Source organism: Halomonas zincidurans B6, from assembly GCF_000731955.1.
GTDB classification, from domain to species: domain Bacteria; phylum Pseudomonadota; class Gammaproteobacteria; order Pseudomonadales; family Halomonadaceae; genus Modicisalibacter; species Modicisalibacter zincidurans.
Window position 1 is genome coordinate 1,682,487 of the sequence record NZ_JNCK01000001.1, and the last position, 25,468, is coordinate 1,707,954.

Genomic DNA, 25,468 nt, shown 5'->3' on the forward strand with positions numbered 1-25,468 from the left:
CGCCGGCTAGCGATGCATGGCGCGCCGCGCGTCACGCTCGACGAATACCAGCGACTCGAGATGCGCCGTCTGCACGGACACGGCTGTATTTTCCCGACAGGCTAGACACCAGGCGCGAACAGGCCCGTCGACAGGTAGCGATCGCCCCGGTCGCAGACGATGAACGCAATCACCGCGTTCTCGACCCGCTCGGCGATACGCAGCGCCCCGGCCAGCGCGCCGCCCGACGAGACGCCGGCGAAGATGCCTTCCTCGCGAGCCAGGCGGCGCATGTGCTGCTCGGCTTCGTGCTGGCCGATGTCGAGTACCGTATCGACCCGCGAGGCGTCGAAGATGCTCGGCAGGTAGGCCTCGGGCCAGCGCCGAATACCGGCAATGCTCGCACCGTCGGACGGCTGCAGACCGACGATCTGGACCTGCGGGGCGACCTCCTTGAAGTAACGCGACACGCCCATGATGGTGCCGGTGGTGCCCATCGAGCTGACGAAGTGGGTCAGCGTACCCTCAGTCTGGCGCCACAGCTCGGGGCCGGTGCCGCAATAGTGTGCCAGCGGATTGTCGGGATTGGCGAACTGGTTGAGCGGCTTGCCCTCGCCCTCGGCGACCATCCGCTCGGCCAGGTCTCGGGCGCCTTCCATGCCCTGCTGCCTGGTCACCGTGATCAGTTCGGCGCCGTAGGCGGCCATCGCCTGCTTGCGCTCGCTGGAGGCGCTGTCGGGCATGATCAGCACCATCCGGTAGCCCTTGATCGCCGCGGCCATGGCCAGGGCGATGCCGGTATTGCCCGAAGTCGCCTCGATCAGCGTATCGCCGGGCTCGATCTCGCCGCGGGCCTCGGCCTCGCGAATCATCGACAAGGCCGGACGATCCTTGACCGAGCCCGCCGGGTTGTCGCCTTCCAGCTTGGCCAGCAGGGTGTTGTTGCGACCGGCGGTGATGCGCTGCAGGCGCACCAGCGGCGTATTGCCGACCGTGTCTTCGAGAGTGGGAAATTCCATCAGCGCTTCCTTTGAGCCGTCGCCAGCGGCCGCGTCGCCTCCGACCCGAACCGCGGCGATAAAATTACTCGCATTATATCCTTGCGATACGGCACTGGACAGGCAGACTGATCGGCTATGGCATATTCTGCATCATGCCGTCAGCGAGAAGCCTCATGTCCTTGCGTCTTCGTCTGTGCCTCACCCTGCTGGTTGCGCCGCTACTGCTGTTGCTGCTGTTCGGCGCCTGGCAGCTACAACAGGACGCCGAGCAACGCCGCGCCGCGTTGACTTCGCGGTTGAGCGACCACCTCGCCCTGCTGCGCGACCCTGCGGCAGAGAAGGCGCCGGCCGAAGCCGACAGGCTGGCATTGCGCCTGCTGAGCCTCGATGAGGTGCGCGGGGTAACCGTGAGAGCTAACGACGGCCAGCCGGTCAATCAGGTCGGCGCGGTAGCGCCCGTGCCGACAGGCTCGCCACGGGCAGGCCTCATCCGGCACGCCGAGCGCTGGCATCTTCAGTTGCCGCTGACGCCGCCCGACAATGCCCGCGCGCCGTTGTGGCTCGACTTGACGCTCCGCGACAGCGTGTTCGATCTACCCTACTATCGGCAACTAACCCAGTTCATGCTCGCCTGGCTGGCGGCGGCACTGTTGCTTGGCGGGCTCTGCTATCTGCTTTATCGGCGGTTGTTCGCCACCTTGGACGAGCAGCGCGACGCCCTGCAACGGCTTTATGCCGGCGACTACGCGTTCCGCCTGCGGCCCGGCGGCCCCCCCGAGCTGGCGACGACCAGCACCGCGATCAACGCACTCGGCGAACATCTCCAGGCCGCCCAGGAAGACATGCGACAGCAAGTCGAACAGGCCACCGCCGATCTGCGCGAATCGATGGACACCATCGAGATCCAGAACATCGAGCTTGATGGCGCACGTCGCCGCGCGCTGGAAGCCAACCGCGTCAAGTCGCAGTTCCTCGCCAACATGAGCCACGAGATCCGCACGCCGCTCAACGGCATCATCGGCTTTTGCCGGCTATTGGGGCGCAGCCAACTCGACGACCATCAGCGCGAATGGCTCAAGCACATCGAAATGGCCTCGACCAACTTGTTGTCGCTGATCAACGATATCCTCGATTTCTCGAAGATCGAAGCCGGCAAGCTTCGGCTCGCCTCGGTCGAGCTGGACATGGCCGAACTGGTCGACGAGGTGCTCGTCCTGCAAGCCCCCGATGCCCAGCAGAAAGACCTTCAGCTGCTGAGCTTGGTCTACGACGATGTGCCCCGCGCCCTGCTCGGCGATCCGCTGCGCATCAAGCAGGTGCTCACCAATCTGGTGCACAATGCCGTGAAATTCACCGAGCGCGGCGAAGTGATCGTGCGCGTTCAGGTCGAGGAGTCGCTGGGCAACAAGGCCACGCTCAGCGTGAAGATCAGCGACACGGGACCGGGGCTGGCCGATGACGTGCGCCAGCAACTATTCCAGCCGTTCACCCAAAGCGCAACGGTCAGCACCAGCCGCGTCGGCGGTACCGGCCTGGGGCTGATGATCTGCAAGCAACTGGTCGAGCAGATGGGGGGCGCCATCGAGGCTGACACGCAGCCGGCAAAGGGTACGACCTTTAGCGTCTCGCTGCCCTTGCGGATCGCCCCGCGCGCCGTACAACGCCCACCGGCCATCAACCTCGACGCCATACACATCGCGATCCAAGAGCCGCATACGCTGACACGTCAGGCCCTCGCCCACCTGCTGCGCGGCTGGGGCGCCGAGGTCCAGGTGCTCAGCGCGCCAGCGACTGGCGAGGGGCTCGCCACAGGCACCCAGTTGCTCATCGCGGCCCTCGCCCAGGGCGGTCTGGGCGCTCAAGTGGCGCAGCTGCGCCATCAGCTCGGCGAGCGGCCCTGCCGCTTGCTGCTGCTGATCAATGGCGAGCCGCAGAACACGGATGAAGCGCTCACCCTGCCCCAAGGCGCCCGGTTGTTCTACAAACCCCTGACCCGGGCCCGCCTGGCCCAGGCGCTCAAGCCGCTGCTCAGCGATGCGCCTGCCGCCCTGTTGACCCATGCGCTCCCCGATCAGGGGCATGACGTCCAGGGGCATGGCGCCGCCGAACAGCAACACCACCAGCCCCGGGTGTTGGCGGTGGACGACATCGAAACCAACCGCCTGCTGGTCGGCGAGCTGCTGGCCCAGCTCGGTGTTGACGGCGTGCTGGCTGAAAGCGGTGAAGAAGCGCTGGCGCTGGCCAGCGGCCAACGCTTCGACCTGGTACTGATGGATATTCGCATGCCGGGCATGAGCGGACTGGAGACGATGGCGGCGCTACGTCGCCTGGGCGGCGCCTGGAGTCATTGTCCGTTCGTCGCGCTGACCGCCCATGCGATGCCCGACGACTCGCAGGCGTTGATCGATGCCGGCATGCAGGCGGTGCTCACCAAACCACTGGATACCGATGCGCTCGAGGACTTGCTCGCCAACTACCTGGGCCTGGTGCTGTCGACACCGACGCGGCATGCCGCGCCCATGCCCCGCGCCGACGACGAATTGCCGGTGGTCGATGAAGAACTGGGTGTGACCCTCGCCGGCGGGCGTCAGGAACTGGCCGAGCGCATGCTGGAAGGACTGCTCGAAAGTCTCGACGCCAGCGAGGCCGAGCTGAGAGATAGCTACTCGGCCAACGACACGACGACGTTTCTCGATGCCGTGCATCATCTCAACGGCGCCTGCCGCTACTGCGGCGTGCCACAACTGGCGTTGATCGCCGAAGCCCTGGAATCGCGCCTGCGCGCCCAGGGCATCGAGGCGGTCGACGATGTCTTCGCTACCCTGCTGCAGGCGATGCAGCGTCTGCGCGACTGGCGCGCCAGTCGGCCCACGCCGGTCTAGCTCTAGCGCCCGTGCTCATGCGCATGGCCGTCGTCCAGCGCCGCCACGAAACCGGCCTCGTAGCCGGCGATAGCCAGGCGTTTCATCTCGGCGACGGCCTCCTTGAGCCCCACGAACAGCGCACGAGCGATGATCGCATGGCCGATGTTGAGCTCGGTGAGGCCGGGTATCGCGGCAATCGCCTCGACGTTGTGATAATTGAGACCGTGCCCGGCGTTGACCGTCAGGCCCAGTTCGAGGGCCAGCTCGGTGGCGGCCGCGACGCGCGTATGCTCGATGCGCGCGGTTTCGCCATGCGCGTCGGCATAGGCGCCGGTATGCAACTCGACGACCGGCGCGCCAGCCTCGAAAGCGGCGCGTATCTGGTCCGGCTCGGGGTCGATGAACAGCGACACCTCGCAGCCGGCGGCGGCCAGCCGTTCGCAGGCCGCGGCGATCGGGGCACGCGAACCGACGACATCCAGCCCACCTTCGGTGGTCAACTCTTCACGCTTTTCGGGTACCAGGCAGACATGCGCCGGGCGCACGCGTTCGGCAAGCGCAAGCATCTCCTCGGTGACCGCCATTTCCAGATTCATGCGCGTGTTGAGCATTTCGGCCAGGCGCAGCACATCAGCGTCCTGGATATGCCGCCGGTCCTCGCGCAGGTGCAGGGTAATCCCGTCGGCACCGGCCTGTTCGGCGAGCAGCGCAGCCTGGACCGGATCGGGATAGCGCGTGCCGCGCGCCTGGCGCAGAGTGGCGACATGGTCGATATTGACGCCGAGCAGGATCCGCGGGGGCTGCATGCTTGTCTCCTTGGTTGGGCTGAATCGGGGCAAAGTGCGCTCGATCAGTGTCGCCGACGCGCCGCCAGCTGTCGCATCAATTCGCGTGAACGCAACGGCGTCGCCCCCAGCAGAGGCGCCAGAGCCGCCCGCGTCAACGACTTGGCGACCCCCGCCAGGCCCGGGCTCGCCCAGTCGCCCTGGGCGAGCAGACGCAAGGTGCGACCGTCGATACCCGATGGGTCATCGGCGAGCTGGAAGTGACGTTGCGCGACGCGATAGACATAGCGCGCCTGGGGATCCAGTTCGCGCTCGTCGAGATCGCGGAAGACCGGCTCGGCGTCGAGCGTCTCGAGCAGCGTGACTTCGAGCCGGCGCAGCGCCCCCGCGCGGCGCGCGGGGGTCGGCAATTCGCCGAGTAGCGCCGAATAGAAGGCAAACACCTCGGCGGCGGGCAGCAGCGGCGGCAATAGCCGAGTCAACAGCTCGTTGGCGTACAGACCGCACAACAGCCCTTCGCCGGCCAGCAGGCTCGCCGAGCCGCCGGATTCCATCAGCCGCAAGCGCTTGAGCTCGTTGTTGCCGCTCCAGGTGACGTGCAGCGGCGCGAACGGCTGGAGTCGCGAGCGATTCTTGCTGCCGGCGCGCTGCACGCCCTGGGCGACCGCCCGCACCCGGCCGTGTTCCAGGGTCAGCAGCTCGACCAGCGCGCTGGTCTCGCGGTAGGGACGCTTGTGCAGCAGATACGCCGGCTGAGGCTGCATGCTCAATCCAGGTTGTAGCCCAGGCTCTTCAGCGCCCGATCGTCATCCGACCAGCCGCGCTTGACCTTGACCCACAGGTTGAGCATCACCTTGGCGCCGAAGGCGCGCTCCATGTCCAGGCGCGCCTCGCGACCGATGCTCTTGATCCGCTCACCGTTCTCGCCGATCAGAATCTTCTTTTGTCCCGGGCGCTCGACCAGCATCAATGCACTGATGTGGATGATCCGCTGTTCGTCGCGAAACTCCTCGATCTCGACGGTCATCTGGTAGGGCAGCTCGTCGCCGAGCTGGCGCATGACTTTCTCGCGCACCAGTTCGGCGGCCAGAAAGCGCTGGCTGCGATCGGTCACCTGGTCGTCGGGGAAGTAATGGATGCTTTCCGGCAGGTACTTGGCGACCTCGCTTTCCAGTTCGGCAACGTTGCTGCCGTGCTTGGCCGACAGCGGCAGGATCGCGGCGAACTCGCGCTTGGCCTGCAGCGTCTCGAGCCAGGGCAACAGATCGCGCTTGTCGCCCAGGCGATCGACCTTGTTGACCGCCAGGATCACCGGCGCCTTGACGTGGGTGAGCTTGTCCAGCACCACGTCGTCCTCGTCTGTCCAGCGGGTACGATCGATCAGCAAGACCACGCAGTCGACATCGCGCAACGCCTGAGTCGCCGCCTGGTTCATGAAGCGGTTGATCGCCTTGTTGCGATCCCTGGACTGGATATGCATGCCGGGCGTGTCGACATAGATGAACTGCGCGCCCTTGTCGGTCTTGATGCCCATTATCTGGTGGCGTGTGGTCTGCGGACGCCGCGAGGTGATCGAGATCTTCTGGCCGAGGATACGGTTCATCAAGGTCGACTTGCCGACGTTGGGACGGCCGACGATGGCGACGAATCCACAGGTCTGTTGGCTCATGGGCGGCCTCCTCGCGGGTCGAGCAGGGCCAGCGCTTTCTGTGCGGCTTCCTGCTCGGCATGACGGCGGCTCGATCCCACACCGCGTGTGAGATTGTCGAGCATGTCGATGTGACACTCCACGGTGAAGGTCTGGGCATGCGCCTCGCCCTCCACGCAGGTCACGTCATAGCGCGGCAGCGGCGCCTGACGCGCTTGCAGGAATTCCTGCAAGCGCGTCTTGGGGTCCTTCTGGGTGTCGAGCAGATCGAGCGACTCCAGGCGGGTGCCGTACCAGGCGAGGATTCGCGCCTTGACCGCATCCATGCCGGCATCCAGATAGATCGCGCCGATCACCGCCTCCATGGCGTCGGCGAGGATCGAGTCGCGCCGAAAGCCACCGCTTTTCATCTCGCCGGAGCCCAGACGAAGCTGTTCGCCGATTTCGAACTCACGGGCCAGCTCGGCCAACGTCTGGCCCTTGACCAGCCGCGCACGCAACCGTGAAAGCTGACCTTCGCGGGCCTGGGGGAAACGCTGGAACAGCGCCTCGCCGATGACGAAGTTGACGATCGAATCGCCCAGGAATTCCAGGCGCTCGTTGTTGTCCCCACCATAGCTGCGGTGGGTCAAGGCTAGCTCCAGCAAGCTTGCATCGCGGAAACGATAGCCGATACGGCGGCTGAAGGCATTGTGGGAATTGCTCACAAAACTGCTGCTCTCGATTGGGCTGGAAGACGTTGCGACACGAGCGCTCAAGGAATTAGTCGGACCGAGTCGAAACTCGGCAGGCCGCCGTCCCAATTCATCCATACGGCAAAGGCCTGGCCGACGATATTGGCCTGGGGCACGAAACCCCAGTAACGACTGTCGTTGGAATGATCGCGATTGTCGCCCATCACGAAATACTGGCCCGGCGGCACCGTGACCTCGCGCATCTGCGGGCCCGGATCGCGCGGGTTGTTGTAGAGCGCATGCTCGTGCTCGCCCAGCCATTCCCGGAATTCTAGCTCGCCCGGAGCGCCCTCGGGATTCTCGTCGACCAGCTCCTTGGGCACCGGTTCGCCGTTGATGTAGAGCTGCTTGCCTTCGTAGCGGATGCGATCCCCCGGCAACCCCACCACGCGCTTGATGAAATTGACCGAGGGGTCCTCAGGAAAGCGAAACACCATGACGTCGCCGCGTTGCGGCTCGCCCAGGTCGACGAACTCGGTATTGGTCACCGGTAGCCGCAAGCCGTAGGCAAACTTGTTGACCAGGATGAAATCGCCGATTTCCAGCGTCGGCCGCATCGAGCCCGAGGGGATCTGGAACGGCTCGGCCAGGAAACTGCGCAGCAACAACACCACCAGCAGCACCGGAAAGAACGAGCGGGCATAGTCGACCGGCCAGGGCTCGCGAGCGAGCTTGCGCCGGGTGCCGTCATCCAGTGTGGCGCCGTTCGCCGACTCTACCGACGCCAGCCGCGCCAGGCGTCGACGCCGCCACCAGGTGACGTCCAGCAGCCATACCAATCCCGTGACGGCCACGGCCACCACCAGCAGTAGCGAAAAGTCCATGCGTGATCAGTTCCTAGTCGTTGACCTTGAGTACGGCGAGGAAGGCATCCTGGGGAATTTCCACGCGCCCCACCTGCTTCATGCGTTTCTTGCCGGCCTTCTGCTTCTCGAGCAGCTTCTTCTTGCGGCTCACGTCGCCGCCGTAACACTTGGCGGTCACGTTCTTGCGCAGCGCCTTGACCGTCGAGCGCGCCACCACCTGACTGCCGATCGTCGCCTGGATCGCCACGTCGAACATCTGCCGCGGAATCAGCTCCTTCATCTTCTCGACCAACGCACGGCCGCGCCCCTGGGCGTGATCGCGATGAATGATCGCCGCCAGCGCGTCGACCTTGTCGCCGTTGATCAGCACGTCGAGGCGCACCAGCTTGGCAACCTGGAAGCGCTCGAAGCTGTAATCCAGAGAAGCGTAACCCTTGGAAATCGACTTGAGGCGATCGAAGAAGTCCATCACCACTTCGGACATCGGCAGTTCATAGACCAGCTGGATCTGATTGCCCAGGAACTGCATGTCGAGCTGCACGCCACGGCGCTGCTCGCATTCGGCGATCACGTTGCCGACGAATTCCTGCGGCACCAGCATGCTGGCACGCACGATCGGCTCGCGCATCTCATCGACGCTGGCCATGTCGGGCAGCTTCGAGGGGTTGGCAACGTAGCGCAACTCGCCGTCGTTCATCGCCAGCTCATAGACCACCGTCGGTGCAGTGGTCAGCAGATCCAGGTCGTATTCGCGCTCGAGCCGCTCCTGGATGATCTCCATGTGCAGCGTACCCAGGAAACCGACCCGAAAGCCGAAGCCCAGCGCGTCGGAGTTCTCCGGCTCGTAATCCAGCGAGGCATCATTGAGCGCCAGCTTTTCGAGCGCGTCGCGAAACTCCTCGTAGTCGTCGGAGCTGACCGGGAACATGCCCGCGTAGACTTGCGGCTTGACCTTCTGGAAACCCGGCAGGCGCGGCGTGTCCGGCGTCCTGGCATGGGTGATGGTGTCGCCGACCGGCGCACCGTGGATGTCCTTGATGCCGGCCACCACGAAGCCCACCTCACCGGCACGCAGGACGCCGGTCTGCTTGCGCTTGGGCGTGAAGATACCCACCTCGGTGGCTTCCCAATCGCGTCCGGTGGACTTCATGCGGATCTTGTCACCCTTCTTCAGGGTACCGTCGAACAGCCGGATCAACGACACCACACCCAGATAGTTGTCGAACCAGGAATCGATGATCAGCGCCTGCAACGGCCCTTGCGAATCGCCCCTGGGGGGCGGGATGTCGCACACCAGGCGTTCCAGCAGCGCTTCCATGCCGATTCCGGTCTTGGCCGAGACCTGGCAGGCATCGGCGGCATCCAGGCCGATAATCTCCTCGATCTCCTGGGCGACGCGATCCGGATCGGCCTGGGGCAGATCGATCTTGTTGAGCACCGGCAACACTTCGAGATCCTGGGTGATCGCGGTGTAGCAGTTGGCCACCGATTGGGCCTCGACCCCCTGGGCGGCATCGACCACCAGCAGCGCTCCTTCGCAGGCGTACAGCGAGCGCGACACTTCATAGGAAAAGTCGACGTGGCCGGGGGTATCGATGAAATTGAGCTGGTAGGTCTCGCCATTTTCGGCGATGTAATCCAGCGTGACCGACTGTGCCTTGATGGTGATGCCGCGCTCGCGCTCCAGATCCATCGAGTCGAGCACCTGCTCCTTGAGCTCGCGCTCGCTCAATCCGCCACACAGCTGAATAATGCGATCGGCCAGCGTGGACTTGCCATGGTCAATGTGGGCGATGATCGAGAAGTTGCGTATATGACTGATTTCTCTGTGGTTCTCGTTGCTGCTCATTAAGCCCGATCCGGTTTCATGAACACACCTGAGTGCGCGACGAGAGTGTCGCAGTCGGCATGTCGAAATGTCTGGCTGGCATTGTACCGGCAAGGTCACGGCAAGGACAGCGAAGCGCAGGCGCCCGACGCACAACGGGGCCCCGTGGGGCCCCGCTCATTCACTGACGAGCGACGCGCTCTCGCCTCATTCCGCGTCGTCGTTGCCCAGCCGCAGCGCCACGAACAGCGAACGGCCGTCGCGCATCAGACGCACCGGAACCACGCGATCCTTGCCGACCTGGCCAATGACCTCGGCCAACTGTTGCGGTGATTCGATGGGTTTCTGATCCAGCGAAACGATCACGTCACCGGGCTTGAAACCGGCCGCCGCCGCCGCACCGGACGGATCGATGTCGACGATACGCACCCCGCTATCGATGCCTAGCTGCTTGAGCTGGTTGCTCTCCAGCGCGCTGACCACAACGCCCAGGCGGCTCTGTGAATCGTCGCCCTGGGCGCCACCGGCCAGCGCCTGCTGCTCTTCGGGCCAATCGCCGACGGTGACCGCCTTGGTCAGCTGCTCACCGTTGCGCAACAGCTCGAGCTCGACCTTTCCGCCCGGAGCGATCTTGCCGATCAGGCGCGGCAGCGTGGTCGACTGATCGACCTTCTGGCCATCCACGGCGACGATGATGTCGCCCGCCTGCAGGCCGGCCTTGGCTGCCGGTGCGCCCTCGGCGACATCGGCGATCAAGGCCCCGCGCGGGCCGTCGAGCCCGAACGACTCAGCCAGATCACGCGATACCGGCTGAATCACCACGCCCAGCCAGCCGCGACTCACCTGACCGCTTTCGCGCAGCTGATCGGCGATGTCCATCGCCACGCTGATCGGGATCGCGAAAGACAGACCCATGAAGCCGCCGCTGCGGGTGAAGATCTGCGAGTTGATGCCGACCACTTCCCCCTCGAGGTTGAACAGCGGCCCCCCGGAATTGCCCGGGTTGATCGCCACGTCGGTCTGGATGAACGGCACATAGGCATCTGAGGGCAGCGTGCGATCGATGGCGCTGACGATACCCGCCGTCACCGAATGATCGAAGCCGAACGGCGAACCGATGGCGGCAACCCACTCGCCGACCTCGAGCTGCTCGGAGTTGCCGATATTGAGCGTCGGCAGGTTGTCGGCATCGACCTTGAGCAGCGCCACGTCGGTCTTCTTGTCGGCGCCGACCAGCTTGGCCTTGAGTTCCCGGCGATCATTGAGGCGCACCATGATCTCATCGGCGCCATTGACCACGTGCGCATTGGTCAGGATGTAGCCATCCTCGCCGATGATGAATCCGGAGCCCAGCGAACGGCGCTCCTCGGAGCCTCCGCCGTTACCGCCGGGAGGGCCGAAGGGGATCTGATCGCCAAAGAAGCGCCGAAAGATTTCCGGAACCTCCTGCTGACCCTGGCCGCCCCAGGGCCCCATGCTGGTACGCTGCACCTCGCGGGTCGTGGAGATATTGACGACCCCGGGAGCGGCCTGCTTGACCAGCTGGGTGAAATCGGGCAGATCCTGGGACTGCGCCGCCTGCGCCTGCAGCGTGACGACGGCCAGCATGACCATCAGCCACATGGAGAGCTGTCGTGTAATGCGTTGCATCGGGAACTCCTGTGTCATGGTTCTGGAGCGGGCGCTCCGTTGGTCGGGGGCAAGTACCGAGAGTGACATGCATGCACCCGAACCGTTTGATAGCGACCCGGGGCAAGAGTTCAGCGGGATCAGTGAAATCGGCAGCCGGCCGTTGACAGACCCGTTCCATGCCGCCCCGTGCAGCCCCCTCACGGCGTTGCCGATCGTGGCTGGGACGCGACGGCAGGACGGTACTCGACTTGCGCGGCCACACGCCGCAGCACCTCGGGCGGGACCTCACCCATCACCACCACCTGGTAGATGCGCCCGGCGACACGCAGGTGGCGTACGGCGGCGTACGACACACCCAGGCGGTGCAGCCCGGGAGTGAGTGCCCGGTCAGGCGTTGCCAGCGGTTCGATGAAGACGCTGAAGCTCGCCAGGCCATCGCTATACAGGCGATGACCCAGTGGCAGCGAATCGATGCTCGATGCCTGCGGCAATGCCAGGGAACGATAACCGGTCGGCAACCAGCCGAGCTGCCAGGGTTGCGGCGGCACTTCGGTCGAAGCGTCGAACGCGACAGCGCCTTCATAGAGCGTCGGCTGGTCGAGCTCGGTCATCTGGAAAGTTTCGATGATCTGCCCGTCGGCATCTATCAATACTCGTTTGAGCGGCAGCCCCGTCGACCGGTCGAGCCATAGCCGATGGCCGTAGCGCAGGCTGTCGAGCGGCTCGATATCCAGGCGGACACTCGGCCGCCCGGCAATCCGCGACTCGCCGCCCAGCGACACGCGGTAATGATTGTCGATGATCGGCAGGCTCGCCGACGGCGAAACGCCACCGACAGCCAGCCCCGAGAGGCTGTCTCGGGCGATGCGCCCATGGCCTTCGTAGACCACCGCCGGACCGTCGAGATAGCTGGCCGCCTCGCGCTCGACGCCGTCGCGGATCGCGCGGGAGAGCGCCAGGGTGCGCACTCCGTCGCCGCTGATGCGCACGCCGCGCGCCTGAAAAAGATAGCAGCGACTGGCCCACAGGCTACGTTCCAGCCAGCCGATGGGCGATGCGGGAGTCTCCAGCCGATCCAACTGCCGGCAATCGAAGCCGCCCGACGACTTCTCGTCGGACACAGCGAGGCCGCTGGACAACAGGTAGACGACGGCCATCAAGGCCGCCGATATATAGGGTGCTCTCTTCGACGTGCGCATCACCGCGGGCTCATCGGCTCCTGGGCAGAAGCGCGCAGCAACGGCATCCAGGGCTCGCCGGAGCGATAGGCCGCGCCTTGCGCATGACGTTCAAGATAGGTCTGCAGCAGACGTGCCTGCTCGATATCGCCACGCTGCGATTGACGCTGGCTGGGTGCCATGAACATCGGCGCCCCCAGGTCGGCGCCCACCGTCATCACGCCACTGTTGCCGCCACCGAACGAAGGATACAGCCCTGACAGGCTGGTCGGCGCATCGACGTCCAGCGGCGCACTGGCCAGGGAGGCACCGTTCCCGCCGGTTGCGACCCCACTGCCCGACGCTGTCTGACGGGTGAGTTCGTCAGGCGCAGCCGGATTGAGACTGTTGTAGACCTGGACGCCCGAGATCACCAGTACCGACACCGTGGCTGCCACCGCGGCGCTGCCCGAAAACGACAAGCCGCCATGACGCCTGGCCACGACGGACTCGCCAGGCGTGGGGACCGGCTCGTCGGCGATCCGCGCGATTATTCCCGCCGACAGATCGACCTGCATCGCGACGCCATGCTCGCGGCGCATAAGGCTGCGTGCCAGATGATAGCGACGCCAGACGTCGGCTGTTTCGGGAGAATCGTCGAGCGACTTGAGCGCGCGGCGCAGCTCGAGTTCATCGCCTTCGTTGTCCATCAACGCGGACAGCGATTCCCGTAATTTGTCATTCATCTCACACCCCCACAGTCGACAAGGCATAAGGCCGGCAATCGACCCGCCTGCAGGTCCCGAACTGACGGAAACATCCGACCCCATGCCCAGACGCCGCCACTTTCATGATGTCTTGCATCGCAGCGGCGTACGAACACCCACTGAGACGCCATTGAGCGCGGACAGTTCAGCCGCGGACGGTAGAATTTCGTCAACCGCTCACTGTTGAACCACGTCCTGGTTGCGCGGATTCTCGAGCAGTGGCTGGATATGCCGGTCCACTGCCTCGCGCGCGCGGAATATCCGCGAGCGCACCGTGCCCACCGGACACTGCATGATATTGGCGATGTCCTCGTAGGACAGGCCATCGAGTTCGCGCAGCGTGATCGCCGTACGCAGATCCTCCGGCAACCGCTCGATCGCCTCGAATACCGCCGCCTCGAGCTGATCGCGGGCGATCGACGCCTCGGGCGTCTCGATGTCGGACAGCCGGCCGCTGTGGTCGACGACCTCGGCATCGCTGATGTCCAGATCGCTGCCCGGCGGACGGCGCCCCTTGGACACCAGATGATTCTTGGCGGTATTGATGGCGATCCGGTACATCCAGGTATAGAAGGCACTCTCCGAACGAAAGTTGGCCAATGCCCGGTAGGCCTTGATGAAGGCCTCCTGGGCCACGTCGTTCACTTCGGCATGATCGTGTACGTAGCGGCTGATCAGGCCAATGATCTTGTGCTGGTATTTCTTGACCAGCAGATCGAAAGCCCGGTTATCGCCTCGCTGGGCGCGCTCGACAAGCTGCTGGTCGGTTTCCCGGTTGGCCATTCAGTGCCTCTCCAGGCGCGCATCGACGATGAGCGGATCCGATGGTAAGCAACACGGCAAGGCCATGGCGCAATTACGATTCATTGATTCAACCTGGGGCTGGATAGCGATTTAGCGTCTCAGTGTTCCTGTTTATGGGACCCGCATCAAGATAGCGCGATTTTTTTGCACGATTGGCAGCCCGTCACAGGGCTCGACGATCATCACGGCGTTGATTTCAGCGCGCCAGCCGGGCGATAGTAGGCGCTTTCCCCTTGCCGACCGAATCGCAGGTAGCTGAATGTCCCAGCAGCAGGTTAACAATCTCAACGTCCTGTCCCAGGATGTCCTGATCACGCCCGACGCCCTGAAACAGGAAATTCCCCTCTCCCCGAGTTCCGAAAAGACCATCATCGAGGGACGCCAGACCATCCAGCGGATCCTCGACGGCGATGACCCTCGCTTGATCGTGGTGGTCGGCCCTTGCTCGATTCACGACGTCGAGGCCGCTCGCGACTATGCTCGTCGCCTGCGCAAGCTTGCCGACGAGGTCAGCGACAGCCTGTATATCGTGATGCGCGTCTATTTCGAGAAACCGCGCACCACGGTCGGCTGGAAGGGGCTGATCAACGATCCGCATCTCAACGGCTCGTTCGAGATCGAAGAGGGCCTGCATATCGCCCGTCGCCTGCTCGTCGAGTTGACCGAAATGGGGCTGCCGCTGGCCACCGAGGCGCTCGATCCGATCTCGCCGCAGTATCTTCAGGATTGCATCAGCTGGTCGGCGGTCGGCGCGCGCACCACCGAATCGCAGACGCATCGTGAAATGGCCTCGGGGCTGTCGAGCCCGGTGGGCTTCAAGAACGGCACCGACGGCAGCCTCGACGTCGCGGTCAACGCGCTCAAGTCGGTCGCCCATCCGCACAATTTTCTGGGCATCGACCAGGCCGGCCAGGTCGCGGTGATACGCACCCGCGGCAATGCCTATGGGCATGTCGTGCTGCGCGGCGGCAACGGCAAGCCCAACTACGACAGCGTCAGCGTCGCGCTGGCCGAGCAGGAACTGACCAAGGCCGGCGTCACCGCCAATATCATGATCGACTGCTCGCATGCCAATTCCAACAAGGACCCGGCGCTGCAGTCGCTGGTGATGGAAAACGTCACCAACCAGATCCTCGAAGGCAATCGCTCGATCATCGGCCTGATGGTCGAGTCGCACATCGGCTGGGGCAGCCAGCAGATTCCCGACGACATCACACAGCTCGAATATGGCGTGTCGATCACCGATGCCTGTATCGACTGGCCGACCACCGAAGACACCTTCAAGCGCATGGATGACAAGCTCAAGCCGGTCCTCGCCGCGCGTCGCGACAAGCGCAGCTGAGGGTAACTCCGTCAATCTCCCCTGCACCAAAAAACACCGGGGTCTGCGTCGAGCGGCCCCGCTGGCTATCCGCTCGGTCTTTCAGCTGTCACTCTGCGCAATCAGGCACTTGGCTGGCCATCGATCTCGCGACGAAAAGGCGGCAGCGAATCGAGCAGTGCCTGTCCATAGCGGCGAGTCAGCACGCGTCGGTCGAGCAACGTGATGCGCCCCTCGTCGGCTTCCTTGCGAATCAGCCGCCCGCAGGCCTGAACCAGCTTGATCGAAGCATCGGGCACCGAGATACGCATGAACGGATTGCCGCCGCGGCTCTCGATCCACTCCGCCAGCGTCGCGCCGACCGGGTCGTCGGGCACCGCGAACGGCAGCCGGGTGATCACCACATGGGTCAGGTAGTGTCCTGGCAGATCGATACCCTCGGCAAAGCTCGCCAGACCGAAGATGATGCTGCCCTCGCCGGCATCGACGCGCTTGCGATGGCGATCGATCAGCTCACGCTTGGGCAGCCGGTCCTGGGCCAGCACGCGCTGGGCCAGCGCCTCGGGCAAGGCCTTCTCGACGGCGCGCAGCTGGGCCCGTGACGAGAACAGCATGAGCACCGCCTCGCGCTCGCCGAGCGCGGCGATGAACTCGCCGATCGCTCGTTCGTGGGCCTCGCGATTGCTCGGGTCGACCGCCTCGCGGGGCACGCTGAGCACCGCCCGGGAATAATCGAACGGACTCGGCAGGCGCTGGTAACGATAGCGATTGGCCAGCCCGGCGCGCTCCTGCAGGCGCTCGAAGCGCCCCAGCGCGGTCAGCGTCGCCGAGGTCACCACCGCCCCGTAGCAACTGCCCCACAGGTAGCGCGCCAGGGTTTCCGCCGCCGACACCGGGCTCGCCGAGAAGGTCAGTTCGCTCTCGCCGCCCTGCTGATCGAAGGTCAACCAACGCGCCTGCGGCGGTTCGCCCTCGCTGTCGTCGGCGGCCATCGCCTGCCACAGCGCATGCGCCTCGAGCGCGCGTCCGTGCAGTAGCGCCACCAGCGGCAACCAGGGCTCGGCCTGCTCGCGCTCGAGCCCGGTGGCCGTGTCGGGATCGAGACTCTCGCGCAGGATGTCGGACATCGTCTCGAGATTGCGCGACAGCTCGGCGAACGGCGTGACCAGCGCCGTGGCCGTCTCGCGCAGGGCCTGGGGCGCACGGCCCATGGCGAAGCGGTGATGGCGCGTGTCGTCGCCGGCGCCATTGGGCAATTCGGCCAGGCTGTGGCCCAGCGCATAGGCCTCGCCGAGGCGCGGCTCGAGCGCGGCGATCGACTCGGGAAAACCGGCCAGCAACCGCGCCAGGGTCGGCTGCACCGCCAGCGCGGCATTCAATTCGGTCAGCGACTTCTTGAGCGTGCGCAGCCAGCGCAGCGTGGCGTTGACGCCAAAGCGGTGATAGAAGTGCTCGAGCGCCTTGTCGGGCAGATGATGGCCTTCGTCGAAGACGTAGATGCAGTCCTTGGGCGGCGGCAGCACCACCCCGCCGCCCAGCGACAGATCGGCGAGCACCAGGTCGTGGTTGGCGACGATCACGTCGGCCTGGTCGAGATGCCGACGGGCGCGGAAGAACGCGCAGGCGCTGAAGTGGCCGCAGCGCCGGTTGGTGCACTGGCGGTGATCGGTGGTCAGCTTGCGCCAGCTGGCGTCCTCGATGGCCACCGGCCAGCTGTCGCGATCGCCCTCCCAGCGGCCGGTGCCGTAGGCCTCGGCAAGCTCCTGCACCAGGCCGTGGAAGTCGTCGCCGTCGCGCGATTCCAGGGCCTGCTCGAACAGCGAGTAGGTCGGGTTGTCCTCGACGCCGTCGAGTACCTGATCGAGCTTGGCGACGCAGAGATAGCGCCCGCGCCCCTTGGCCAGGGCGTAGTCGAACTGCAGGCCACTATGTTGCTTGAGTGCCGGCAGGTCCTGATGAAGGACCTGCTCCTGCAGCGCCACCGTGGCGGTCGAGACCACCAGCCGCTTGCCGCGGGCCTGGGCCACCGGTAACGCCGACAACAGATAGGCCAGCGTCTTGCCGGTGCCGGTGCCAGCCTCGAGCACGCAGACGTGCTCGTGGGAGATCCTACGCCCGCTGTCGTCGGCCTCGATGCCGGCCAGGGTACGCGCAATCTCGGCGATCATCAGCCGCTGGCCGTAGCGCGGGGTCAGCTCGAGGCCCTCGAGGACCCGGCGATAGGCGGCCTGGATCTCGTCCTTCAGGGGCTCGTCGAGCATCGATCGATCCTTTCAATACCTGCGCCAGCCCTACAACAGCCCTTCGGGCGGATGCTCACAAGGCAGCTTGTCATTGATGTAGCGCTCGATCTCGGGCAGCGAGAAGGCGTCCTCCTCACCGACGAAACTGATCGACACGCCCTTGGCGCCGGCACGACCGGTACGCCCGATGCGATGCACGTAGTCCTCGGGGTCTTCGGGCAGGGTGTAGTTGATGACGTGACTGACGTCATCGATATGGATGCCGCGCCCGGCGACGTCGGTCGCCACCAGCACCGTCAGCTCGCCCTCGCGGAAGCGTTCCAGGGTCTTGATGCGCTGATTCTGCGGCACGTCGCCGGACAGCATGGCGACATCGACGCCGGCCTTGCGCAGCAGTTCGTCGAGCTTGCGCACCAGATCGCGGCGGTTGCCGAACACCATGACTCGCTCGAAGGATTCCTGCTTGAGCAGATTGACCAGCAACCGCTGCTTGTCGTCGTCGCTGACCAGATAGACGCGCTGATCGATGTCGGCGGCATTGTCGACGGTGACCTCGATCTCGACGTGCGCCGGCTGATGCGTCCACTGGCTGGCCAGGTTGAGGATGTCTTCGGTGAAGGTCGCCGAGAACAGGAAGGTCTGGCGCTCCTCGGTCTTGGGCGTATGGCGAATGATCCGCTTGACGTCGGGGATGAAGCCCATCGACAGCATGCGATCCGCCTCGTCGAGCACCAGCACTTCGGTCTGACTGAGATCGACGTCGCGCTTCTCGTGAAAGTCGAGCAGCCGACCCGGCGTGGCGATCAGCAGGTCGACCTTCCTGGCCAGCTGTTCGCGCTGCTTCTGGTAGTCCATGCCACCGACCACGCTGGCGATATTCAGCGAGGTGAAGCGGGCCAGTGCCTTGGCGTCCTTCTCGATCTGCAGCGCCAGTTCGCGGGTCGGCGCGACGATCAGCGCCCGCGGCGTACCCGGTTTCTGGCCGTCCGGCGCCGGTTCCTCGAGAAAATAGGTCAGCGCGGCGATCAGGAAAGCCGCGGTCTTGCCGGTGCCGGTCTGGGCCTTGCCGACCACATCGCCGCCCAGCAGGGTCTGGCTGAGTGCTTCAGCCTGAATCGGCGTGCAATACTCGAAGCCCAGCGCATGGATCGCCCGCATCAACGGCAGCGGCAGGTCGAAGTCGTGGAAGCGCCACTTGCCGGCGACCGGCGGCACCTGAAACTGGCGCAGATCCCAGCTGGACTGCGATTTGCGCGGCTTGCGGCGGCGACGCTTGGGCTTGCGGTTCTGGGCCGGTGCGGCTGTCTTTTCCGACTCACTCATAGGCTTGCAGTTCTGTTCCGGTTCGATGGGAAGTAATCAAGGCGCCATTGTACCAGCCCTTGGCAACAAGAGCCCGTCACGCATATCGCGAGTCAGCCTGTCGGCAGCCGGCCAGGAACTGGTAGAATCCACGCAGGCACGATTCAGGAAACCGCCCTACATGACGCGCAAGAAGAAGACTCGCTCGCTGGCCGACAAGGTGACCATCCGTACCGGCAAGCGCAAGGATTATCGCCGCTGGCGCCACGACAATCCCGACGAGGTCGTCTCGTCGCGCCGCTTCACCGCGAAGAAACGCCAGCAGCGCAAGCTTCAGGCTGCGCGCAAGCTGGCCCGCCAGCAACAGGCGGGCAAGCTCGATCTTCATGCGCGCGATGGCGACGCGCCGAAGGGAGACACATGATGCGCCTGGTGTCCTTCAACATCAACGGGCTGCGCGCGCGCCTGCATCAGCTCGAAGCGCTGATCGAAAGCCACCGCCCGGCGGTGATCGGCCTGCAGGAAACCAAGGTCCACGACGACGAGTTTCCGTTCGAGGCCGTCCACGCGCTGGGTTACCATGTCTATTACCATGGCCAGAAGGGCCATTACGGGGTCGCCCTGCTGTGCCGGCGCGAACCCGAGGAGGTCTTCTACGGCCTGCCCGACGATGGCGAGGATGCCCAGCGGCGCTTGATCGGCGCCCGCCTGATCGGCGATGACGGCGAGGCACTGATCGTCTGGAACGGCTATTTTCCGCAGGGCGAGAACGTCGCGCATCCGGTCAAGTATCCGCACAAGCGCGCCTTCTACGCCAAGCTCAGCGAGCATCTCGAGCGGGACTTCCGCCCCGATCAGCGGCTCGCGCTGATGGGCGATTTCAATATCTCGCCCGAGGACAGCGACATCGGCATCGGCGAGCCCAACCGCAAGCGCTGGCTGCGCGAAGGCAAGACCAGCTTCCAGCCCGAAGAGCGCGAATGGCTCAAGCGCCTCAAGACATGGGGTCTGGACGACGGCTACCGGCTCTGCCACCCCGAGGATGGCGATACCTTCAGCTGGTTCGACTACCGCTCGCGCGGCTTCGAACGCGATCCCAAGCGCGGCCTGCGCATCGATTACATCTTGCTCACCAAGCCGCTCGCCGAGCGGGTCCGTGACGCCGGCATCGACTATCCGTTGCGCGGCATGACCCGACCGTCGGATCACGCGCCGGTGTGGCTGGAGCTGGACCTGGCGGGCTTCCCGTCGCCCGGCTAATCCGACGCTGATTGCTTCGCACTTGCCACCCCGACGCCAGCGTTGCTGCTTTCAAGCGAATCCAGCCATGCCCCGGCCTGCTGGGCGCCCGCCTGGCGGGCCGCCTCGAAGGCCGCCCGGGCGGCATCGCGATCGCCCTGCTCGAGTGCCGCCACACCTTCCAGCAGCCAGTCGCGGGGTGTCGCCCCGCCGGCCTGGCGCGCCCGGCGCAGCGCCTCGATGGCCGTTCCCCAGCGCCCCCAGGCGTAGGCCAGTTCACCCAGTTGACGCCAATCCTCGCTCTCCTGGCTACGCTCGCTGACCGCGCGCCAGGCCTGGAGCGCCGCGTCACGATTGCGCGCCGCGCTCCAGGCCTGAGCCAATAGCCGGCGATTGGCCAGACTCTCTTGCAGCCGTCCATCGGCCAGCGCCCGCTCGAGATGTTCGGCAGCGCGCGCCGGGGTGCCGCCGGCCATGTGCAGCTGAATCAGTTGGCGCAGGGCGGCTTCGCCCTGCAACGCGCCACGCCGCCAGCCGGCTTCCCAGATTGCCGCGGCGCGGCCGGGCTGGTCGAGCCGCTGAGCCAGCCCCGCGGCTCGCCGCCAGGTATCCGCCGACACCTCGGCGCCGGCGAGCAAGGCATCGAGACTCGCCAGGGCTTGATCCTCGCGCCCCGCGCGCTGGTAGATGCTCGCGGCGAGCTGCAGATACCGGTCATTCGCGACATTGCCCTCGCCACGCGCGCGATCGACCCACTTGGCCGCCGTGTCCCAGCGCTCGAGCTGCGCCAAGCCCTGCGCCATCAGCCAGCGATCGTCATCGCCCGCGGCGTCACCCTGCTCCAGCCACTGCCCGAGCAGCTCGACGCCGCGCGCGGTCTGGCCGGCGCGCAACCGCAACCGCGCCTCCCGGCGCAGCCAGCGGCGACGATATTCGCGCTCGATGCCGTCAAGCCCTCGCGCCCGGCTCAGCAGCTCGGCCGCGGCAAGCGGATCGTCACGACGCAGTTCGGCATTCGCGGCGATCTGCAGAAACAGCGCCCGTGCCCAGCGATCGGCCGCATTGCCGCCTTGCAGTCGCTGTGCAGCGGCGCGGGCATCGTCGGCCAGCGCCGCGGGATCGCCCGCGTCGAGACGCGACTGCATGCGCTCGAGACTCGCCACCATATCCGGGCGCAGCGCCGGTGCCGCCCAGGTCTGGCTGATCAGCGTCAACGACAGCAAGCCGGCGAGCAATACAGTGGCGGAGTTGAACCAGCGCGCATCCATCGTGACTATCCTGTGAGCCGGAATACCAGACGTTGACGTGCCTCGCGCGGCGACGCGGACTCGGGGAACTGCCAGCGCGAGATCGCCCGCAGCGCTGCCCGCTCGAAGACGTTGCGTGGCTCGGCGTCGGTTACCCGCAGCGAATCGCTGTCGACGCTGCCGTCGGGAAGAATCGTGAAGCGCACCTCGACATAGCCTTCCAGGCCGCGTCGCTGCGCACGCGCGGGATACTCCGGCGGCACCTTGCGCGTCGGCTGCGGCGAGCTCACCGGCCCCGATGCGCCGGTCGGCGCCTGGGCGCTCCGCTGGGAAGCCTCGCTGGCACTCGCGTCGGCCTCGGCGACCCGCTCGGGTGCGGGTTCGGGCTTAGGCGCCGGTTCGGGCTTAGGCGTCGGCTCGGGCTCGGGCTCGGGCTCGGGCTCGGGCTGCTCGGCCGTCAGTTCCGGCAACTTCTCGTCCAGCGGCACCTCGGGCGCCTCCATCGCCGGCACCTCGGGCGTCGGAATGGCAACCGGACTGCTCGGGCTCGGCGCCGGCAACGGCGCGGGCGGTGGCGGCGGTGCCTGGGCGGGCGGCGCGGGCGCCGCCTGGGCCGGTACCGGAGCGTTGTCCCGGGACTGCGACCGGGGCGCCTCGACCATCGACATCGAGAGCGGCTTTTCGATCTCGGGGCGATCGTCGACCGGGGGCGTGACCAGCAGCGCCAGCAACGTCAACAGCACCAGCGTCAGCAGTACGCCACCCAGCGAACCGAGCAGGTGCCGCATCAGGGGTCGCCTCGCGTCGCCGCCACCGCCAGATTGTCGACGCCGGCCTCGCGGATGCGATCCATGACCTCGATCAGCAGCCCGGTGGTGGATTCGCGATCGGCCTGCACCACGACGCCGCCACGATCGCTGACCAATCCGGCCACCGCGCTACCGACGCGACGCACGTCGACCGGCTCGCCATCGACCCACACCGCACCCTCCGGGGTGATGGCCACCATCACCTGGGCATCGGGACGCGCGCTGGCGGTCGACGACTCGGGACGCTCGATCTCGACGCCGCTTTCCTTGGTAAAGCTGGTGGTGACGATGAAGAAGATCAACATGATGAACACCACGTCGAGCATCGGCGTCAGGTTGACCTCGGCGCTCTCGTCGCCGTTGCTTATTCGCCGTCTACGCATGATTGGCCTCCACGGCACGCGCCATACGGTCGTGAAGACGCTGGTCCTCGCGACGAATGACCTGCTCGAGCCGGGTGGTAAACAATAGCCCGACCACCGCGATCGCCATGCCGGTCAACGTCGGCAGGGTCGCCCGCGCGACCCCGTCGGCCATCGCCCGGGCCTGACCGACCTCGGTCAACGCCAGGCTGTCGAAGACCTGGATCATGCCGGTCACGGTGCCCAGCAACCCCAGCAACGGGCACAGCGCAACCAGCAACTTCAGCCACGGCAGCGGACGCCGCAAACGCGCCATCAGCTCGCGGGTCCAGACCTCACGCAGGGTCAGCGCGCTCCAGCTGATGTGCTCGGAGCGCGATGTCCAGCGCTCGATCAGCTCGCGGCGCGCACGGCGGTGAGTAAAGCGCCAGTAGAGCCCACGCTCCAGCGCCAGCGAGAACAGCGCCATGGCCACCATGGCGATCATCACCAGCACGATGCCGCCGGCTTCCACCAGCCGTGCCAAGGGCTCAAGCAGGGTGGGCATGACGGCTCTCCGGATGGCGCTGGCGGCCCTCGAGATGATCGGCCAGTACCGCGCTGGCACGTCCTTCGAGCAGACCGACCAGGCTACGGCTGCGGCTGGCCAGTGCGGTCTGCGCAAACAGCAGCGGCACCGCCGTGATCAGCCCCAGCACGGTGGTGACCAGCGCCTGGCTGATCCCGCCGGCCATCAATTGCGGGTCGCCGGTGCCGAACACGGTGATCGACTGAAAGGTAACGATCATCCCGGTCACCGTACCCAGCAGGCCGAGCAGTGGCGCTACCGCGGCGAGCAACTTGACCAGCGGCTGGCCGCGTTCGAGACGTGGCTGCTCAGCGAGCAGCGCCTCGTCGAGACGCGCCTCGAGGGCCTCGGGCGCATGGCCCTCGCCCAGCGCCTGGAAGCGCTTGAGGATGCGCCCCAACGGGTTGTCATCACGCAGCGTCGTCGCATCGCGCAGCTGCCGGCGCAGGCGCTGCGACACGAGCAACAGATAAGCGTACTGGGACACCGCGACCAGCAGACCCAGCACGCCCAGCGCAACGATGACATAGCCGACGTAACCGCCTTGCTGAAAGCGCTGCCAGACATCGGGACGCTGCGTCAGCGCCTTGAGCACCTGCCCCTGGCTCGGATCGAGCGGCAGCGCCTCGCGCTGGCCCTGCTGATACGCGCGCAGAGCCTCGCTGATCTCTTGGGGTGTGCGCTCGATCACCGCCAGCGCCTCGCCGTTACCCGGCTGACGCAGCAACTGGCCCTCGCTGAAGGCGGCGAACGCCCCTGCACGCATGACCTCGCGCCGGTTCAATTCACCGCTGCGACCGGCCACCGGGGCCGCGAAGCGCACCACACGAGCACTTTCCGCGGTCAGTTGCGCCAGGCTCTCGCCGAGCGCCACCAGGGTGTCGAGATCGAGCAACGCATCGTCGGCCGGCCGCTCGGGCAGACTGACGCTGCTGCCTAGCGTGAGCCAGCTATCGCCAAGATCATCGCGCAAGGCACCGATCCGCTGGCTGATGACGCCCTGAACCCCACCCAGATCGCCGGTCTGATTGCCGGCCTGTTCGCGCAACCGATCCAGGCGCTGGCGCTGCTCGCTGCGCTGGCTTTCCAGCGCAGCGCGGCGCTGCTCGGCCGCCGTCAACCGTGCCTGGGCCTTGTTCAGGGCGGCTTCGAGCGCGTCGCGGTCATCGAGCAAGGCCGTCAGACGCTGCCTGTCGCGGTTGGTGGCCGCCTGACTGTCGGCGCGAAAATCCTCGAGCACCTGAGATAGCGACGGCGCCGCGTCGCCGGCAGCTTGCCCCGGCGACTGCTGGGCTAGCGCCAAGGGTGACAATAGCGCAGCGGTCAGCGCACTCATCGCGAGCAATCGCCTCATGATGCGTCCTCCTGACTCTGCTGCGATGACTGGAGCTGACCTTGTTCGGGCGTTACCGACAGCGGCAGATCGAGCAACGCCGGTGCGCGTTCTTGGCGGGCGATGCGCAGCCCCTTGCGCACCTCGCCCAGCGCTTCATCGTCGAGCGCTTGCCAGGCCTGCTCCTTGCTGCGCCAGACACCGCCCTGCTGGCCATCGGCGGTCAGGTAATACCAGCCCAACCGGCCCAGGCGCAGGTAGTCGACCTCGAGACTGTCGCCTTGCGTCTTGAGCGAGCCCTGCCAGGCATCCACCTCACGGCCGTAATCCAGTTCGGCGCGCCAGGCGGCAAGCACCCGATCCAGCTTGTCGGCGGCTGACAGCTCGCCGCTGTCGAGCATCCGATTAAGGCTCGCCAGGCGCGCCTGGCGCTGGTCGTACAAAAACGGCATATCGGCCGCGACCAGTCGCTCGAGGCGAGCCGCCAACTGGCGAGTCAGTACCGGCAGGCGCTCTTCGGCATTGCCGAGTTGCTCGACGCCACGCTGGCGGCGCTCGACAGCCTTGCCCTGCTCGTCAACCTGGCGCGCCAGCTCTTCGTTATAGGCTTCGAGCCGTTGCGCCTGGCGCTCGACGCGACGCAATTCGCGCAGCGCGTCGCGCGAGGTGTCGTCGGCGGCATCGATCTTCTGCTGGAGCTGCGCCTGGTTCTGCTGGGCCTCGAGGCTTTCTTCCACAAGTACATCTTCCACCGGCGCTTCCCGCCCTTCGTCCTGGGCCTGCACCTGAGCGCTGCCCAGCAACGCCAGGCAGGCCAGCAACGCATAGCCGCTACGCCGCGGTGCGTTGCCCATCGTCATGATCCGCTTATTCACTGCACTGCTCCGATCCGGCTATCGGCTCGGCGGCGTGCCGAGGAAATGATCGCCACGCTAATACAAAATATAACCATTATCAACGCAGCCGCGCGACGATATTCGACGCTCACGTGCAAAGGCCGGCCCGAGAGGGCCGGCCTGGGAGGTCGGGCATGCAATAC

The 25,468-nt window shown here is 65.8% G+C and carries 23 protein-coding genes; 4 read left to right on the forward strand and 19 right to left on the reverse strand.

What is annotated here, in order from left to right; genetic code table 11:
* Window positions 1-101 precede the first annotated feature (101 nt).
* Complete coding sequence (gene cysM, locus HALZIN_RS0107855) at window positions 102-998, reverse strand: cysteine synthase CysM (RefSeq protein ID WP_031383678.1); 897 nt, start codon at window positions 996-998, stop codon at window positions 102-104.
* A 155-nt stretch (window positions 999-1,153) separates the two neighbouring features.
* Between cysM and HALZIN_RS0107860 the strand changes: the two genes are divergently transcribed.
* A complete protein-coding gene (locus HALZIN_RS0107860) occupies window positions 1,154-3,862 on the forward strand; it encodes an ATP-binding protein (protein WP_031383679.1) in 2,709 nt (902 codons plus the stop codon).
* A gap of 2 nt (window positions 3,863-3,864) precedes the next feature.
* On the opposite strand, the gene pdxJ is transcribed toward HALZIN_RS0107860, so the two are convergent.
* From pdxJ to rpoE, 10 genes are all read right to left on the reverse strand, one after another.
* The gene (gene pdxJ, locus HALZIN_RS0107865; RefSeq protein ID WP_031383680.1) at window positions 3,865-4,650 is read right to left on the reverse strand and encodes a pyridoxine 5'-phosphate synthase; all 786 of its coding nucleotides are present in this window, start codon (window positions 4,648-4,650) and stop codon (window positions 3,865-3,867) included.
* 44 nt (window positions 4,651-4,694) lie between these two features.
* A complete protein-coding gene (gene recO / locus HALZIN_RS0107870) occupies window positions 4,695-5,393 on the reverse strand; it encodes a DNA repair protein RecO (protein WP_031383681.1) in 699 nt (232 codons plus the stop codon).
* A 2-nt stretch (window positions 5,394-5,395) separates the two neighbouring features.
* Window positions 5,396-6,298, reverse strand: a complete 903-nt coding sequence (era, locus tag HALZIN_RS0107875; protein WP_031383682.1) for a GTPase Era — start codon at window positions 6,296-6,298, stop codon at window positions 5,396-5,398.
* Window positions 6,295-6,984, reverse strand: a complete 690-nt coding sequence (gene rnc / locus HALZIN_RS0107880) for a ribonuclease III (protein ID WP_031383683.1) — start codon at window positions 6,982-6,984, stop codon at window positions 6,295-6,297. The genes era and rnc overlap by 4 nt, the downstream gene beginning before the upstream one ends.
* A gap of 47 nt (window positions 6,985-7,031) precedes the next feature.
* The gene (gene lepB / locus HALZIN_RS0107885) at window positions 7,032-7,835 is read right to left on the reverse strand and encodes a signal peptidase I (protein WP_031383684.1); all 804 of its coding nucleotides are present in this window, start codon (window positions 7,833-7,835) and stop codon (window positions 7,032-7,034) included.
* Between the two features lie 13 nt (window positions 7,836-7,848).
* Window positions 7,849-9,666, reverse strand: a complete 1,818-nt coding sequence (gene lepA, locus HALZIN_RS0107890; RefSeq protein WP_031383685.1) for a translation elongation factor 4 — start codon at window positions 9,664-9,666, stop codon at window positions 7,849-7,851.
* Window positions 9,667-9,852: 186 nt separating this feature from the next.
* On the reverse strand, window positions 9,853-11,295 hold the full coding sequence (locus HALZIN_RS0107895) for a DegQ family serine endoprotease (RefSeq protein ID WP_031383686.1): 1,443 nt from the start codon (window positions 11,293-11,295) through the stop codon (window positions 9,853-9,855).
* Window positions 11,296-11,474: 179 nt separating this feature from the next.
* A complete protein-coding gene (locus tag HALZIN_RS0107900; protein WP_031383687.1) occupies window positions 11,475-12,476 on the reverse strand; it encodes a MucB/RseB C-terminal domain-containing protein in 1,002 nt (333 codons plus the stop codon).
* Window positions 12,476-13,180, reverse strand: a complete 705-nt coding sequence (locus HALZIN_RS0107905) for a sigma-E factor negative regulatory protein (RefSeq protein ID WP_031383688.1) — start codon at window positions 13,178-13,180, stop codon at window positions 12,476-12,478. The genes HALZIN_RS0107900 and HALZIN_RS0107905 overlap by 1 nt, the downstream gene beginning before the upstream one ends.
* A 198-nt stretch (window positions 13,181-13,378) precedes the next feature.
* Complete coding sequence (gene rpoE / locus HALZIN_RS0107910; protein WP_031383689.1) at window positions 13,379-13,984, reverse strand: RNA polymerase sigma factor RpoE; 606 nt, start codon at window positions 13,982-13,984, stop codon at window positions 13,379-13,381.
* Between the two features lie 280 nt (window positions 13,985-14,264).
* Here rpoE and HALZIN_RS0107915 point away from each other — a divergent pair, with 280 nt between their 5' ends.
* Window positions 14,265-15,347, forward strand: coding sequence for a 3-deoxy-7-phosphoheptulonate synthase (locus HALZIN_RS0107915; protein WP_031383690.1), 1,083 nt, complete (start codon window positions 14,265-14,267; stop codon window positions 15,345-15,347).
* 101 nt (window positions 15,348-15,448) lie between these two features.
* On the opposite strand, the gene dinG is transcribed toward HALZIN_RS0107915, so the two are convergent.
* Both dinG and rhlB read right to left on the reverse strand, forming a co-directional pair.
* Window positions 15,449-17,587 (reverse strand): ATP-dependent DNA helicase DinG, encoded by a 2,139-nt coding sequence (gene dinG / locus HALZIN_RS0107920; RefSeq protein ID WP_031383691.1) that lies wholly within the window; start codon window positions 17,585-17,587, stop codon window positions 15,449-15,451.
* A 30-nt stretch (window positions 17,588-17,617) separates the two neighbouring features.
* A complete protein-coding gene (gene rhlB, locus HALZIN_RS0107925; RefSeq protein WP_031383692.1) occupies window positions 17,618-18,892 on the reverse strand; it encodes an ATP-dependent RNA helicase RhlB in 1,275 nt (424 codons plus the stop codon).
* Between the two features lie 160 nt (window positions 18,893-19,052).
* On the opposite strand from rhlB, the gene HALZIN_RS0107930 reads away from it, so the two are divergent.
* Window positions 19,053-19,295, forward strand: coding sequence for a hypothetical protein (locus HALZIN_RS0107930; protein WP_031383693.1), 243 nt, complete (start codon window positions 19,053-19,055; stop codon window positions 19,293-19,295).
* The gene (xthA, locus tag HALZIN_RS0107935; RefSeq protein WP_031383694.1) at window positions 19,295-20,131 is read left to right on the forward strand and encodes an exodeoxyribonuclease III; all 837 of its coding nucleotides are present in this window, start codon (window positions 19,295-19,297) and stop codon (window positions 20,129-20,131) included. The genes HALZIN_RS0107930 and xthA overlap by 1 nt, the downstream gene beginning before the upstream one ends.
* Here the strand turns inward: xthA and HALZIN_RS0107940 are convergent.
* From HALZIN_RS0107940 to HALZIN_RS0107965, 6 genes are read right to left on the reverse strand one after another with little or no spacing between them, the layout of a single operon-like run.
* Window positions 20,128-21,378, reverse strand: coding sequence for a hypothetical protein (locus tag HALZIN_RS0107940; protein ID WP_051907435.1), 1,251 nt, complete (start codon window positions 21,376-21,378; stop codon window positions 20,128-20,130). The two genes, xthA and HALZIN_RS0107940, sit on opposite strands and share 4 nt — an antisense overlap.
* A 5-nt stretch (window positions 21,379-21,383) precedes the next feature.
* The gene (locus HALZIN_RS0107945; protein WP_031383696.1) at window positions 21,384-22,145 is read right to left on the reverse strand and encodes an energy transducer TonB; all 762 of its coding nucleotides are present in this window, start codon (window positions 22,143-22,145) and stop codon (window positions 21,384-21,386) included.
* Window positions 22,145-22,549, reverse strand: a complete 405-nt coding sequence (locus HALZIN_RS0107950) for an ExbD/TolR family protein (RefSeq protein ID WP_031383697.1) — start codon at window positions 22,547-22,549, stop codon at window positions 22,145-22,147. The genes HALZIN_RS0107945 and HALZIN_RS0107950 overlap by 1 nt, the downstream gene beginning before the upstream one ends.
* Entirely contained in the window at window positions 22,542-23,075 is a 534-nt protein-coding gene (locus tag HALZIN_RS0107955) for a MotA/TolQ/ExbB proton channel family protein (RefSeq protein ID WP_031383698.1), read from the reverse strand. Before HALZIN_RS0107955 ends, HALZIN_RS0107950 begins: the two co-directional genes overlap by 8 nt.
* A complete protein-coding gene (locus tag HALZIN_RS0107960; protein ID WP_031383699.1) occupies window positions 23,059-24,450 on the reverse strand; it encodes a MotA/TolQ/ExbB proton channel family protein in 1,392 nt (463 codons plus the stop codon). Before HALZIN_RS0107960 ends, HALZIN_RS0107955 begins: the two co-directional genes overlap by 17 nt.
* Window positions 24,447-25,304 carry a DUF3450 domain-containing protein gene (locus HALZIN_RS0107965; protein ID WP_236254973.1) on the reverse strand — a complete coding sequence of 286 codons (858 nt, stop codon included), beginning with the start codon at window positions 25,302-25,304 and terminating at the stop codon, window positions 24,447-24,449. The genes HALZIN_RS0107960 and HALZIN_RS0107965 overlap by 4 nt, the downstream gene beginning before the upstream one ends.
* Window positions 25,305-25,468: the final 164 nt, after the last annotated feature.